The 15,050-nt window shown below is 53.3% G+C and carries 11 protein-coding genes, 2 rRNA genes and 1 other annotated feature (1 of these 14 only partly in view); all 13 genes read right to left on the bottom strand.

Features of this window, described 5'->3' with window-relative positions; translation table 11 throughout:
• Positions 1–2: 2 nt before the first annotated feature.
• A complete protein-coding gene (gene cysS / locus GYMC52_RS00580) occupies positions 3–1,403 on the bottom strand; it encodes a cysteine--tRNA ligase (protein WP_011229600.1) in 1,401 nt (466 codons plus the stop codon).
• The gene (gene cysE, locus GYMC52_RS00575; protein ID WP_075261495.1) at positions 1,381–2,118 is read right to left on the bottom strand and encodes a serine O-acetyltransferase; all 738 of its coding nucleotides are present in this window, start codon (positions 2,116–2,118) and stop codon (positions 1,381–1,383) included. The genes cysS and cysE overlap by 23 nt, the downstream gene beginning before the upstream one ends.
• Positions 2,116–2,351 (bottom strand) — a binding site (T-box leader). Its footprint overlaps the gene before it by 3 nt.
• Before the next feature lie 72 nt (positions 2,352–2,423).
• Positions 2,424–3,896, bottom strand: a complete 1,473-nt coding sequence (gene gltX / locus GYMC52_RS00570; protein WP_011229598.1) for a glutamate--tRNA ligase — start codon at positions 3,894–3,896, stop codon at positions 2,424–2,426.
• A 201-nt stretch (positions 3,897–4,097) separates the two neighbouring features.
• Entirely contained in the window at positions 4,098–4,574 is a 477-nt protein-coding gene (ispF, locus tag GYMC52_RS00565; RefSeq protein WP_012820473.1) for a 2-C-methyl-D-erythritol 2,4-cyclodiphosphate synthase, read from the bottom strand.
• 14 nt (positions 4,575–4,588) lie between these two features.
• On the bottom strand, positions 4,589–5,275 hold the full coding sequence (ispD, locus tag GYMC52_RS00560) for a 2-C-methyl-D-erythritol 4-phosphate cytidylyltransferase (protein ID WP_012820472.1): 687 nt from the start codon (positions 5,273–5,275) through the stop codon (positions 4,589–4,591).
• 21 nt (positions 5,276–5,296) lie between these two features.
• Complete coding sequence (locus GYMC52_RS00555) at positions 5,297–6,391, bottom strand: PIN/TRAM domain-containing protein (RefSeq protein ID WP_012820471.1); 1,095 nt, start codon at positions 6,389–6,391, stop codon at positions 5,297–5,299.
• Between the two features lie 308 nt (positions 6,392–6,699).
• Positions 6,700–8,073, bottom strand: a complete 1,374-nt coding sequence (radA, locus tag GYMC52_RS00550) for a DNA repair protein RadA (RefSeq protein ID WP_013143974.1) — start codon at positions 8,071–8,073, stop codon at positions 6,700–6,702.
• A 77-nt stretch (positions 8,074–8,150) separates the two neighbouring features.
• Positions 8,151–10,583, bottom strand: a complete 2,433-nt coding sequence (gene clpC, locus GYMC52_RS00545; protein WP_012820469.1) for an ATP-dependent protease ATP-binding subunit ClpC — start codon at positions 10,581–10,583, stop codon at positions 8,151–8,153.
• Positions 10,580–11,671 carry a protein arginine kinase gene (locus GYMC52_RS00540; protein ID WP_012820468.1) on the bottom strand — a complete coding sequence of 364 codons (1,092 nt, stop codon included), beginning with the start codon at positions 11,669–11,671 and terminating at the stop codon, positions 10,580–10,582. Before GYMC52_RS00540 ends, clpC begins: the two co-directional genes overlap by 4 nt.
• Before the next feature lie 5 nt (positions 11,672–11,676).
• Complete coding sequence (locus tag GYMC52_RS00535) at positions 11,677–12,225, bottom strand: UvrB/UvrC motif-containing protein (RefSeq protein WP_012820467.1); 549 nt, start codon at positions 12,223–12,225, stop codon at positions 11,677–11,679.
• Positions 12,226–12,240: 15 nt separating this feature from the next.
• Complete coding sequence (locus GYMC52_RS00530; protein WP_012820466.1) at positions 12,241–12,702, bottom strand: CtsR family transcriptional regulator; 462 nt, start codon at positions 12,700–12,702, stop codon at positions 12,241–12,243.
• 265 nt (positions 12,703–12,967) lie between these two features.
• A 5S ribosomal RNA gene (gene rrf / locus GYMC52_RS00525) occupies positions 12,968–13,084 on the bottom strand.
• A 228-nt stretch (positions 13,085–13,312) separates the two neighbouring features.
• Positions 13,313–15,050, bottom strand: a 23S ribosomal RNA gene (locus GYMC52_RS00520); it runs 1,191 nt beyond the window's last position.

Raw genomic sequence — 15,050 nt, 5'->3', positions numbered from 1 at the left:
TGCTATCCCCGTTTCCATCTTGTTCCTTGCGGCGTGTCTTCCAAAATGATGTTTTTCGCTCTCAACTCGTCGCGAATGCGGTCGGCCAGCGCAAAATCGCGGTTTTTCCGCGCTTCATTGCGCTTTTGGATCAACGCCTCGATTTCCTCATCAAGCAGCTCATCCTGCTTCAAGGTGAGTCCAAGTACGTCCGCCAGCTGTTCGAACTCGCGCAAAAACGCGTGAATGACCTTCTCGGATGTCGTTTTTTCCTGCAAGTACAAGTTGGCCTGCTTCGCCAGTTCAAACAATACGGCAATGCCGTTCGCCGTGTTGAAATCGTCGTCCATTTCACGGATGAACGAGGCGCGGATGTCGGCAATGCGCGAAACCCATTCCTCGTCATTGTCCGTTAAGTTCGTGCTTGCCTGCAGGCGATGCTGCAAATTGCTGTACGCCGTCTTCAGGCGCTCGAGTCCGCGCCGCGCACTCTCAAGCAGTTCCTCGCTGTAGTTGATCGGATGGCGGTAATGCACCGACAGCATGAAAAAACGCAGCACTTGCGGGTCGATCTCCCGGATGATATCGTGAACGAGCACGAAATTGCCAAGCGACTTCGACATTTTTTCGTTGTTAATATTTAAATACCCATTGTGCAGCCAATATTTCGCGAACGGTTTGCCGGTCAGCGCCTCCGACTGGGCGATTTCGTTTTCATGGTGCGGGAATGTCAAGTCCTGGCCGCCGGCGTGGATATCGATCGTATCGCCCAAATATTTGCGCGCCATCGCCGAGCATTCGATATGCCAACCAGGCCGCCCTTTCCCCCATGGACTGTCCCAACAAATTTCTCCTTCCTTCGCTGCTTTCCAAAGGGCGAAATCAAGTGGATCGTCTTTTTTCTCCCCAATTTCGATGCGCGCCCCAGCTTGCAGCTCATCGATCGATTGATGAGACAGCTTGCCGTATTCGCGGAACTTGCGCGTCCGGTAATACACGTCGCCGTCGACTTCGTAGGCATATCCTTTGTCAATGAGCGCCTGAATGAATTCGATAATCGTATCAATGTTTTCGGTCACCCGCGGATGGATGTCCGCTTTTTTGCAGCCAAGCGCCTGAATGTCTTCAAAATACGCCTCAATAAACCGCTCAGCAATCGCCGGCACGCTCTCGCCGAGCTCGCGGGCCGCTTTGATCAACTTGTCATCAACATCTGTAAAGTTCGATACATACGTCACATCATAGCCGCGGAACTCCAAATAGCGGCGGATCGTGTCAAAAACGATGGCGGCCCGAGCATTGCCGATGTGAATATAATTATAGACGGTCGGGCCGCACACATACATTTTCACTTTATTCGGCTCCAGCGGCTCAAACGGTTCTTTTTTTCGCGTCAGCGTATTATAAAGCCGGATGCTGCTCATACTCGTTCTTCCTTTCTTGTTGTTTCAATGCCTCAAGCTCGCTTTTCAGCCGGGCGATTTCCTCTTCAAGCTCCCGAAACCGGTCGGCGATCGGGTCAGGAAGGTCGGTATGGTTTAAATCTTTCTTCACTTTCACCCCGTCGCGCACAACGACGCGGCCCGGAATGCCAACGACGGTCGAATTGGGCGGCACGTCTTTTAACACGACCGACCCAGCGCCGATTTTCGAGTTTTCCCCGATCGTAATCGAACCGAGCACTTTCGCGCCGGCAGCGATCAAACAGTTGTCTTTGATCGTCGGGTGCCGCTTCCCTTTTTCTTTCCCTGTCCCGCCTAATGTGACCCCTTGATAGACGGTGACATTGTCGCCGATTTCGCACGTTTCGCCGATCACCACGCCCATGCCGTGGTCGATGAAAAAGCGGCGGCCGATTTTCGCGCCCGGATGGATTTCAATGCCAGTGAAAAAGCGGCTGATTTGCGAAATCAAGCGGGCAAGAAAGTAAAATTTCCGCTTGTAAAGCGCATGGGCGATCCGATGCGCCCAGATGGCATGCAGGCCGGAATACGTTAAAATGACTTCCAAATAGCTTCTCGCCGCCGGGTCTTGCTCAAAAATGACCTCAATATCCTCTTTTAACGTTTTAAACATAATGTCCTCCCTCCATCCCTCTAAGTTGTCTTGAATAAAAAAGCGTCCCTGTGCCGCAGACACAGAGACGCTTTTGGCGCGGTTCCACTCTGTTTAGCGAAACGGGGCGCCGTTTCGCTCACTCGATTCCGATAACGGAGATGCTCCGCTCCCCTCTACTGCAGAACGTCTCTGTTCCGGTTCGAAAGGAGACTCCGAGGCGCACTTCAGACAGCACCGAACATAAGCCGCTTCCAGCCAAGGCGGCTCTCTCTGGGATGCCGATGCTTCCTACTTCTCCTCGTCAACGCTTTGTTCCTTATACACTTATGGCAACGAAAACTTTGTATTATTATACCACACTCACCGTATAAACGTGCAGAGACCGATTAAAATTTTTCTTGCAACGCCCGCTCCAGCCGCTCGATCACTTTTTCTTTGCCGAGCAACTGAATGGCAAACGGCAGCTCCGGTCCGTGCGTTTGTCCCGTCACCGCCGCGCGGATCGGCATAAACAACTTTTTCCCTTTTTGCCCGGTCGCCTTTTGCACCGCTTTAATGGCCGCTTTAATCTCGTCTGCCGTAAACGGCTCAAGCTCACGCACGCTCTCAAGGAAGGTGGAAAGCACAGCCGGCACTTGCTCTTCAGCAAGCACTTGACGCGCCTCGTCCTCGTAGTCGATTTCTTCTTTAAAGAACAGCTCAGACAGCGGGACGATCTCCGCCCCGTAGCTCATTTGCTCTTGATACAAAGCAATTAAATCGCGCGCCCATTGCCGCTGTTCGTCCGTCATATCCGCCGGCAGGCGCCCGGCTTTCACTAAATGCGGCAAGGCCAGCTCGACAAGCCGGTCAAGATCAAGCTTTTTGATATATTGGTTGTTCATCCATGTCAGCTTTTTCGTATCAAACATGGACGGCGATTTTGACAGCCGGGAGACATCGAACATGCGGATCAGTTCGTCTTTCGTAAAAATTTCTTCCTCTCCTTCCGGCGACCAGCCAAGCAAAGCGAAAAAGTTGAACATCGCTTCCGGCAAATAGCCAAGTTCTTTGTATTGCGAGACGAACTGAATGATTGATTCATCGCGCTTAGACAGCTTTTTCCGCTGCTCGTTGACGATCAACGTCAAGTGCGCGAACTGCGGCGGCTCCCAGCCGAAATACTCGTATACCATGAGCTGCTTCGGCGTATTGGACAAATGTTCCTCACCGCGAAACACATGGCTGATTTCCATTAAATGGTCGTCTATGACAACAGCGAAATTGTATGTCGGAATGCCATTCGCCTTGACAATCACCCAATCGCCGCCGACATCTTTCGATTCAAACACCACTTTGCCGCGCACTAAATCGTAAAACTCGTACGTTTTCCCTTCCGGCACCTTCAGGCGGATCGTATACGGCTTCCCTTGCGCCTCGAGCTCCGCGACCTGCTCCGGCGTCAAATGGCGGCATTTGCCGCTGTACTGCGGAGCGGCGATGCCGGCCGCCCGCTGCGCCTCCCGCTCGCGCTCGAGCTCTTCCGGCGTGCAAAAACATTTGTACGCATGCCCTTGCTCAAGCAATTCATTCACATATTTTCGGTAAATATCGAGCCGCTCCGTTTGCCGGTACGGCCCGTAGCCGCCATCTTGATCAATCGATTCATCATAATCAATGCCGAGCCATTTTAAGTTTTCGAGCTGCGACTTTTCGCCACCTTCGACGTTCCGTTCAATATCCGTATCCTCGATGCGGACGATCATTTTTCCACCGTGATGGCGGGCAAACAAATAGTTAAACAGCGCTGTCCGCGCCCCGCCGATATGCAAATGGCCGGTTGGGCTCGGCGCATAGCGCACGCGCACCTCTTTTGCCATCATCCAAACCCTCCACTTCCATCAAAGCTTGTGCTATTATTGTACCGTTTATCGCAGCAAAGTTCAAAACAGACAGCTCTCGCCTAAGCCGCACCACGCCGCCGACGCCCCCCTTTACACCTCCTAGCCAGGACGGCGAACAAAGCGCTTATGTATTAAGGAACGAGGTCTTCCCAAATGATGTTGCCAAAGGCCGCTCCATTAGCTTTTTTGCAGCAAGACGACCGCCTGGGCGGCAATGCCTTCCCCCCGCCCAGTGAATCCAAGCTTCTCCGTCGTCGTTGCCTTCACATTGACTTGCGAGCGCTCGGCTTCCAGCAACCGAGCGATCACCGCCCTCATTTCTTCAATATACGGCGCCATCTTCGGCTTTTGTGCGATGATCGTGCAGTCGGCGTTCACGAGCCTATACCCTTCCTGCCGAGCGAGCGCCCATACGTGCGCCAACAGCTCAGCCGAGTCGGCATCTTTAAAGCGCGGATCTGTGTCCGGAAAATGCCGGCCGATATCGCCGGCGCCGATCGCCCCAAGGCATGCGTCCGCCACCGCATGAAGCAGCACGTCGGCATCTGAGTGGCCGAGCAGCCCCTTTTCATACGGAATGGTGACGCCGCCAATGATCAGCGGACGCCCTTCAACAAGCTGATGGACGTCAAACCCTTGTCCAATGCGAAACATCTCTCCACCCCCATCTATTCGGCCATCCGGCTTGCCAAAATCGCCTCAGCAAACAAAAGGTCCTCCGGCGTCGTCAGCTTAATATTGCGATAATCCCCCTCAATGATCTTCACCGGCTTGCCGATTCGCTCCACAAGGCCGGCGTCATCCGTGCCGAGATAGCCAGCCTGTTTCGCCGCTTCGTGCGCTTCCATGATCAAAGACAGACGAAAAGCTTGTGGCGTCTGCACCGCCCACAAGCTGGAACGATCAATCGTCTGTTCGACAAACAAACCGTTCGCTTTTTTGATCGTATCTTTCACCCGCACTGCCGGGATCGCCGCCCCGTACTGAACAGCGGCGTTCACTAGCTCGTGCAAATGATGGACGCGGACAAATGGGCGGGCGCCGTCATGGATGAGAACAATCTCCTCCCCCGCGAGCGCCTGCAATCCGTTGTAGACGCTATGCTGCCGCTCCTCGCCGCCGTCGGTAAGCGCGGCGACTTTTCGAATGCGAAAGCGGGCGAGCAGCTGCTCAAATCGACTTCGCTCGGCTGGGTTGACGACGAGCACGATGCGGGTGCACCACTCATCGCGCTCAAACACGTTCAGCGTCCGAACGATGAGCGGCTCACCGCCAAGCTCAAGGAATTGCTTGTTCATGCCGGCGTTCATCCGCTTTCCCCGCCCGGCCGCCAAGACAATCGCTTCGTAATTCATTGGCCGTTTCCCCTATTCGTTTTACAACGCTTTTTGCAGCAGTTTCAATTTGGCAAAAATCATTCTCCCCGCAGATGTTTGTAACACGCTGGTGACTAAAACGTCAACCCGTTTGCCGATATATTCTTTGCCATCTTCGACGACGATCATCGTCCCGTCGTCCAAATAGGCCACGCCTTGGTTATGCTCCTTCCCATCTTTAATGACGTGTACGTTCAGCTCCTCGCCTGGCAGCACGACCGGTTTGACGGCATTCGCTAAATCGTTGATATTCAAAACACGCACGTTTTGCAGCTCACATACTTTGTTTAAATTGAAATCGTTCGTCACGACAACGCCTTGAAGTTGCTTCGCCAGCTTGACGAGTTTGCTGTCGACTTCCTGGACGTCGCTGAAATCCGCTTCATGGATTTCCACTTTCATCGCCATTTCTTTTTGGATGCGGTTCAAAATATCCAAGCCGCGGCGGCCGCGGTTCCGTTTCAGCACATCGGACGAATCGGCGATATGCTGCAATTCTTCGAGCACAAACCGCGGAATGACAAGCGGCCCTTCCAAAAACCCGGTTTGGCAAATGTCTGCGATCCGCCCGTCGATGATGACGCTCGTATCCAAAATTTTCACAGCACCGCCCTTTGACGGTTCGTTTTCCGCTTCTCCACCTTTTTTCTTCGCCATGCGGTTGGACAAGGAAAATAAGTTCATCAACTCATTCCGTTTCTTTAAACCGACGCGAAACCCTAAGTAGCCAAGCAACACCGTCAAAAAAATCGGCAACACCGTATTCAACACTTGAATGTGAAACGACTGCAACGGCATGACAACGAAAAACGCGATAATAAGACCGAAAATCAGCCCGAGACTACCAAACAGCACGTCGGCGGCCGGCGCCTTCACGAGCGTTTCCTCCACCCAGCGAATCATGTCGACCACATAATCGACAAGCCAAAACGTCAACAAAAAGAAAACGACTGCCCCCAGCACCGCAAGCGTATAAGAATTATTGAGAAGCGGCATGCCGCTCACATTCATCAGCTTAAGCAAGTCAGGAAAAAACATGGCGCCTAACGTTCCGCCCACGGCGAGGAAAAATAATTGCACAATGCGTTTGACCATCAGCCCATCTTCACCTCCCTATTTAACATTATAAACAGTTTCCAATGTTTGAAACCAATTGGAAGGCAATTTTTAATCGTTTTTGAACATTCGACATCTGCTTGTAACAATAGCGGAAAACGCCGGCCAAACGCCATAGTTGTTTCGGATCACCCTACTATTTTTTACGTACATCAGAGCGAAAAGATTCAATCCTTTTAGGCTGTTTATGCCTCTGCTTGAACACTTAAGAATGAAGAGGCGATGAATTTTTGATCGCTCATATCCCCTTGGGCGCGAAGAAGCGGGTTGCGCAGGTGAAAGAGCGATTAACACATTGTATGCTCAAGCGCCTCGGCCACATGCGAAACACCGATCACTTGCACACCTTTTGGCGGCTGCCAGCCAGCTAAATTGTTTTTTGGCACAATAATGCGGGAAAAGCCTAATTTTACCGCCTCCTGCACGCGCTGTTCGATGCGCGAGACGCGGCGCACCTCTCCAGTTAAGCCGACTTCGCCGATAATGACATCCGCCGGATTCGTCGGCCGATCGCGAAAGCTCGAGGCGATGCTGACAGCGACCGCCAAGTCAATTGCCGGCTCATCAAGCTTCACGCCGCCCGCCACTTTCAAATAAGCATCTTGGTTTTGCAACAGCAGCCCAACCCGCTTTTCGAGCACGGCCATCAAAAGCGACACACGGTTATGGTCAAGGCCGGTCGCCATCCGTCTCGGGTTGCCGAAGCTCGTCGGCGAGACGAGCGCCTGGATTTCCACGAGCACCGGCCGCGTCCCTTCCATCGCCGCCACGACCGTCGAGCCAGCCGCTCCGCGCGACCGTTCTTCTAAAAACACTTCTGATGGGTTTTCCACTTCCTTCAGCCCAATGTCGCGCATCTCAAAAATGCCGATTTCGTTCGTTGAGCCAAAACGGTTTTTCACCGCTCGCAAAATGCGATACGTATGGTGTCGCTCCCCTTCAAAATAGAGAACGGTGTCCACCATATGTTCGAGCAGGCGCGGCCCGGCGATCGCCCCTTCCTTCGTCACATGACCGACGATAAAAATGGCAATGCCTTTTGTTTTCGCCAGCTTCATCAGCTCGGCCGTGCATTCGCGCACTTGGGCGACGCTGCCCGGTGCAGAGGAAATATCGGTGCGATACACCGTCTGAATCGAATCAATGATGACACAAGCAGGTTGAACCGTTTCAACCGCTGCCACAATGTATTCCAAATCTGCTTCCGCCAACACGTACAGCCGATCGCACTCCGCACGAAGGCGTCCAGCGCGCAGCTTTACTTGTTTGACCGATTCCTCACCGGAGACATACAGCACTTGATGCCCAGCGGCGGCCAGCTGCGCCGATGTTTGCAAAAGCAACGTTGATTTGCCAATGCCAGGGTCGCCGCCGATCAAAACGAGCGAACCTTTGACGATTCCACCGCCCAACACGCGATCGAGCTCCGCGCTGTTCGTTTTCATGCGCGGCTCTTGCACCGCCTCCACGGCTGTAATCGGGACCGGTTTGGCCGAACCCGCCCGCTCCGAATGAAGAAATGCGCCGCGCACAGTCGGTTTCTCCTGCTCAATTTCCTCAACAAGCGAATTCCATGTTTGGCATCCCGGACAGCGTCCAAGCCATTTGGCCGACTCATATCCACACTCTTGGCAAACGAACTTCGTTTTCTTCTTCGCCATCGATCTTAACCCTTTCTGTAACGTTTTCCAACGAAAAAAAGGCATGGGCAGGAAGCTGCCGCATGCCTTTTCTTCCCTCACACGACCGCCTGTTTCGACAATACGACAAACTCCCCGTCTTTGACATCCACAACGACTTTTTGCCCTTTGGCGATCGTGCCTTTTAACAATTCTTCGGACAAACGGTCTTCAACATGCTTTTGCAAGGCGCGGCGCAACGGGCGGGCACCGTATTCTGGATCGAACCCTTCGGCGGCGATTTTCTCAATGGCGGCCTCCGTCAGCTCAAGATCAATGTCTTGCTCTTTCAGCCGCTTCACGAGCGTATCGGCCATCAATCGGACGATTTGTTTCAGATGGTCTTTTTCGAGCGAATGGAAGACGATGATTTCGTCGATCCGGTTTAAAAACTCTGGACGGAATGCTTTTTTCAGCTCATCCATCACTTTGCTTTTCATATCTTTGTATTGCTGGTTCCCGTCTTGAATGTTGAAGCCAACGTACTTATTCCGTTTCAGCGCATCGGCGCCGACGTTGGACGTCATGATGATGATCGTGTTGCGGAAGTCGACCGTCCGCCCTTTCGAGTCAGTCAGCCGCCCATCTTCCAACACTTGCAGCAAAATATTGAACACGTCCGGATGCGCTTTTTCCATCTCATCTAACAGGACAACCGAATACGGCTTGCGGCGCACTTTTTCCGTCAGCTGGCCGCCTTCTTCATAACCGACATACCCCGGCGGCGACCCGATGAGCCGCGATGTCGAGTGTTTTTCCATATACTCGGACATATCGATGCGAATGAGGGCGTCTTCATCGCCAAACATCGCTTCTGCCAAGGCTCGGGCCAACTCCGTTTTCCCAACGCCGGTCGGACCAAGGAAAATGAACGAACCGATCGGGCGTTTCGGGTCTTTCAGGCCAGCACGGGCGCGGCGCACTGCTTTGGCGACCGCTTTGACCGCCTCATCTTGGCCGACGACACGCGAATGCAAAATTTCTTCCAATTTGAGCAGCCGCTCTGTTTCCGTCTCAGCAAGCTTCGATACGGGAATGCCGGTCCAACTCGAGACAACCGCGGCGATGTCTTCGACCGTCACTTCCAAATTTTCTTGGCCTTGTTTTTCCTTCCACGCCCGTTTCGTTTCCTCCAGTTCTTCGCGCAGCCGCTGTTCCATATCGCGCAGCGATGCCGCTTTCTCAAACTCTTGGCTTTGCACAGCCGCGTCTTTTTCTTTTCGCACTTCCTCGAGCTTTTGTTCAAGTTCTTTCAATTTCGGCGGTGCAGTGAACGAACGAAGGCGCACTTTCGAGCAAGCCTCGTCGATCAAATCGATCGCCTTATCCGGCAGGAAACGATCGGTAATGTAACGGTCGGACAACTTGACGGCTTGCTCAATGGCCTCGTCGGAAATCGAAACGCGGTGGTGCGCTTCATACCGATCGCGCAACCCTTTTAAAATTTGGATCGATTCTTCCACTGTCGGTTCATCCACGTAAATCGGCTGAAAGCGGCGTTCAAGCGCGGCGTCTTTTTCAATATATTTCCGGTATTCATCGAGCGTTGTCGCGCCGATGCATTGAAGCTCCCCGCGCGCCAACGCCGGTTTCAAAATGTTCGACGCGTCGATCGCTCCTTCCGCCCCACCGGCGCCAATTAATGTATGCAGTTCATCGATGAACAAGATGATGTTGCCCGCTTGACGAATTTCATCCATCACTTTTTTCAGTCGGTCTTCAAATTCCCCCCGGTATTTCGTTCCGGCGACGACCGTCCCCATATCGAGCGTCATGACCCGCTTGTCGCGCAGCGTTTCCGGCACTTCGTTATTGACGATTTGTTGGGCTAACCCTTCAGCAATGGCCGTTTTCCCAACGCCCGGCTCGCCGATCAACACCGGATTATTTTTCGTCCGGCGGCTTAACACTTCAATAACGCGCTGAATTTCTTTGCTGCGGCCGATGACCGGGTCCAGCCGCCCTTCGCGGGCAATCGCCGTCAAGTCGCGGGCGAGGCTGTCAAGCGTCGGCGTGCTCACGTGCGAAGCACCGCCGCCATGGCCTGACATCGACTCATTGCTGCCAAGCAGCTGCAACACTTGTTGGCGCGCTTTGTTCAAGCTTACGCCCAAATTGTTCAGCACGCGAGCGGCTACCCCTTCTCCCTCGCGGATCAACCCGAGCAAAATATGTTCCGTGCCAACGTATGAATGGCCGAGCTTCCGCGCTTCGTCCATCGACAGCTCAATCACTTTCTTCGCCCGCGGCGTATAGTGGATCGTATGCGACACTTCACTGCCACGGCCGATGAGCGATTCGACTTCTTTTTGGATTTTATCTGGGCCGAGCCCAAGCGCCATGAGCGCCTTAGCCGCGATCCCCTCGCCCTCGCGGATGAGGCCGAGCAAAATATGTTCTGTGCCGATATTGTTATGGCCGAGGCGAATGGCTTCTTCCTGCGCCAGCGCCAGCACCTTTTGCGCCCGTTCTGTAAATCTGCCAAACATCATCGTTCATCACCCTCCATCTTTCTTCGTTCCTCCATTTTTAAGCGCTCCCGGATCAGCGCCGCACGGCGGACGTCCCGTTCTTCAGGGCGAAGCGGCCCGCCGGCATATTGCTGCAAAAATCCCGGCTGCGTCAAAATCATCAGCTCATTTAAAATGTTGCGCGAGATGTTCTTGATATATCCTAGATCAATCCCTAAGCGAACATCGGACAAACATTGCGCCGCTTCTTTCGATTCGATGACGCGACAGTTGGCCAGTATGCCGTATGAACGGAACACCTTGTCTTCTAATTGTATGCCCAAAGTTTTCACTAATGCCTGACGAGCCGCTCTTTCTTGGGCGATCAGCTGCTGAACGATCGTATGCAAATCAGCAACAATGTCTTCCTCCGATTTCCCAAGCGTGATCTGGTTGGAAATTTGGAATATATTTCCCAACGCTTCACTCCCTTCACCGTATGTTCCACGGACAACAAGCCCAAGCTGGTTGATGGCAGGAATAATACGGTTAATTTGTTGCGTCAGCACAAGCGCCGGAAGATGCATCATCACCGAAGCCCGCAATCCCGTCCCGACATTGGTCGGGCAGCTCGTTAAATAACCAAGCCGCTCGTCAAAGGCATAGTTGACATACTCTTCAATCCAATCGTCCAATTCGCTCGCCGCCTCGAGAGCCTCAGCAAGCTGCAACCCCGGGAATAGGCATTGGATGCGGATATGATCCTCCTCGTTGATCATGATGCTGATTTCTTCATTTTCCGAAAGCAGACAAGCGCCAAACGGCGAATCCTCAGCCAGATGCGGACTAATTAAGTGTTTTTCTACCAATACCCGTTTTTCAATCGGCTGAAGCTCCGACATTTTCAACAACTCGAAGCGGCCTGCCCCTTCGTAAGAACGATGGGCGAACGTCCGTTCAAACAACGCGACGATTTGCATGGCTTCTTCACTGCTAAACAGCGTTGGAAAACGAAAGTCAACGATGTTGCGCGCCAATCGAATGCGACTGCTTAAGACGATGTCCGAATCCGGCCCCTCTTGGCTCATCCACGCGCTGACCGCCGTATTGAAAAACTTCTCGAACGACATACCGCTTACATATCCCCCTCTCCGCGTCGACGCAGTTCATCCTCCAACGAGCGGATTTGGTCGCGCACCTCGGCCGCCCGCTCGAACTCCTCGCGGGCAACGAGCTCCTGAAGCTTTTGTTTCAGGATGGCCAGCTGCTTACGCAAGTGGAGAACGCCGCCCTTCCGCTTTGGAATTTTTCCTGAATGGGCGGTATTGCCGCTATGAAGCCTTTTCAAAATCGGCGGCAAGTAGCGGGCAAACGTCCGGTAGCAATCGACACAGCCGAACCGTCCAATCTGTGTGAATTGGTGATATGTCATTTGACACGTCTCGCATTGAAGCACATCAGGATTCGGAAATGCGTTAGTTGTCATTTCCTTCATTGGCGCTTGAAAGTTGAGAAGCCCCGCCAACAAGTTGTTGAGTGAAAAATCATCATTGCCGTAGAACGTAAACATATGGCCATGCTCTCTGGCGCATTGCTCGCAAAGATGGAACTCCGTTTTCTCTCCGTTTACAATTTTTGTAAAGTGCATCGTGGCCGGCCGTTGCTTGCATTCTTGGCAAATCAATGCCTCCCCCTCCCCCTATTTGTATTTCAGCGACGTCAGCATCGCTTTTAACATGCGGGCCCGCAGTTCGTCCCGCTCGGGCAAATCGATATATAAAACAGAACGATCCATAGCGCTTAACATAATTTTCGCTTCCCGCTCGGAAATTACCTTTTCTTCAACGAGACGTTTTACCACATCTTCGGCATTGGACTGGCTGATGCGGTGGCCGACAAGCTCGATCAGCTGGTCAATCAGCTGTGCTTCGCTTTTCGCCTTTACTTTCATAATACGGATATACCCGCCGCCACCGCGCTTGCTTTCGACGATGTACCCTCTTTCAAGGGTAAACCTCGTATTGATGACATAATTGATCTGCGAAGGAACACATTGAAACTTATTAGCGATTTCACTCCGTTTAATTTCAACGATATCTTGGTCGCTCATATTGAGCACTTGCTTCAAATATTGCTCAATGATGTCGGAAATGTTCGGCACTCTAACTACCACCTTCCTTACAACCAAGCTGCCTGGCGATGGGCCGTCCGCTGACAAGGACACCCCACTGCCTATTTGTTGACTTTGACTATATTTGACCTTACTCTTACTATACAATGTATTACGGAAAATTTCAAGAGTGACCAAAGAAGGAAAACTAACTATAGAATATCCGTTTTTTTTGGACAATAAAACGTCAAGCAGCCGAATAAATGAAAAAGCACGCCTTTTCTTCCAAGGAAAGAAAAGACGTGCTTTCCATTTTGCCTAGCAGCGACCTACTCTTGCAGGGGCGCTGGCCCCAACTACCATCGGCGCTGGAGGGCTTAACTTCCGTGTTCGGGATGGGAACGGGTGTTTCCCCTCCGCCATAGCCACTAGGCAACAATGGACAAGTCTTATTATAAGGAAAGTTGACCTGTTGTCAAGACTTTTTCATTCCCTCAAAACTAGATAACCGTCGGAAGAAGCCGCTCGCCTGCGCTTTTCGCATTGTCCAGCTCCGGCTCGCCGCCGCTCGGGGTCAAATAACCTTCGCCTTCGGGATGTGAACATCCCTGCAGGCGAAGAACATTTGCCCGTCGCGGCGACCCGCTCGCCTGCGCTTTTCTTGGTTAAGCCCTCGATCGATTAGTATCCGTCAGCTCCACGTGTCGCCACGCTTCCACCTCGGACCTATCGACCTCGTCATCTTCGAGGGATCTTACCCGCTTCACGCGGTGGGAAATCTCATCTTGAGGGGGGCTTCACGCTTAGATGCTTTCAGCGCTTATCCCGTCCGCACATAGCTACCCAGCGGTGCCCCTGGCGGGACAACTGGTACACCAGCGGTGCGTCCATCCCGGTCCTCTCGTACTAAGGACAGCTCCTCTCAAATTTCCTCCGCCCGCGACGGATAGGGACCGAACTGTCTCACGACGTTCTGAACCCAGCTCGCGTACCGCTTTAATGGGCGAACAGCCCAACCCTTGGGACCGACTACAGCCCCAGGATGCGATGAGCCGACATCGAGGTGCCAAACCTCCCCGTCGATGTGGACTCTTGGGGGAGATCAGCCTGTTATCCCCGGGGTAGCTTTTATCCGTTGAGCGATGGCCCTTCCATGCGGAACCACCGGATCACTAAGCCCGACTTTCGTCCCTGCTCGACCTGTCCGTCTCGCAGTCAAGCTCCCTTGTGCCTTTGCACTCTCCGAATGATTTCCAACCATTCTGAGGGAACCTTTGGGCGCCTCCGTTACCTTTTGGGAGGCGACCGCCCCAGTCAAACTGCCCACCTGACACTGTCTCCCACCCCGTTAAGGGGTGCGGGTTAGAATTTCAATACCGCCAGGGTGGTATCCCACCGTCGCCTCCACCGAAGCTGGCGCTCCGGCTTCCCAGGCTCCCACCTATCCTGTACAAGCGATACCAAAATTCCATATCAGGCTGCAGTAAAGCTCCACGGGGTCTTTCCGTCCTGTCGCGGGTAACCTGCATCTTCACAGGTAGTATAATTTCACCGGGTCTCTCGTTGAGACAGCGCCCAAGTCGTTACACCTTTCGTGCGGGTCGGAACTTACCCGACAAGGAATTTCGCTACCTTAGGACCGTTATAGTTACGGCCGCCGTTTACTGGGGCTTCGGTTCGCACCTTCGCTTCCGCTAAGCGCTCCCCTTAACCTTCCAGCACCGGGCAGGTGTCAGCCCCTATACGTCGCCTTTCGGCTTCGCAGAGACCTGTGTTTTTGATAAACAGTCGCTTGGGCCTTTTCACTGCGGCTCTTCAGGGCTCTTCACCCCAAAGAGCACCCCTTCTCCCGAAGTTACGGGGTCATTTTGCCGAGTTCCTTAACGAGAGTTCTCCCGCGCGCCTTAGGATTCTCTCCTCGCCTACCTGTGTCGGTTTGCGGTACGGGCACCTCTTCCCTCGCTAGAGGCTTTTCTTGGCAGTGTGAAATCGGGGACTTCCGGATCCATCCGTCGCCGTCACCGCTTGGCCTTATGATCCGCGGATTTGCCTGCGGATCAGCCTCACGGCTTGGACAGGCTCTTCCAGCCGCCTGCTCGCCCTATCCTCCTGCGTCCCCCCATCGCTCAAACGGGAAGAAGGTGGTACAGGAATCTCAACCTGTTGTCCATCACCTACGCCTTTCGGCCTCGGCTTAGGTCCCGACTAACCCTGAGCGGACGAACCTTCCTCAGGAACCCTTAGGCTTTCGGCGCAGAGGATTCTCACCTCTGTTTTCGCTACTCATACCGGCATTCTCACTTCTAAGCGCTCCACCAGTCCTTCCGGTCTGGCTTCTCTGCCCTTAGAACGCTCCCCTACCGATGACCAACGGTCATCCCGCAGCTTCGGCGGCACGT

It is taken from the genome of Geobacillus sp. Y412MC52 (genome assembly GCF_000174795.2).
GTDB classification, from domain to species: Bacteria; Bacillota; Bacilli; order Bacillales; family Anoxybacillaceae; genus Geobacillus; species Geobacillus thermoleovorans.
Note: the sequence above shows the minus strand (reverse complement) of the source record. Positions and strands in the feature narration are given on the sequence as shown.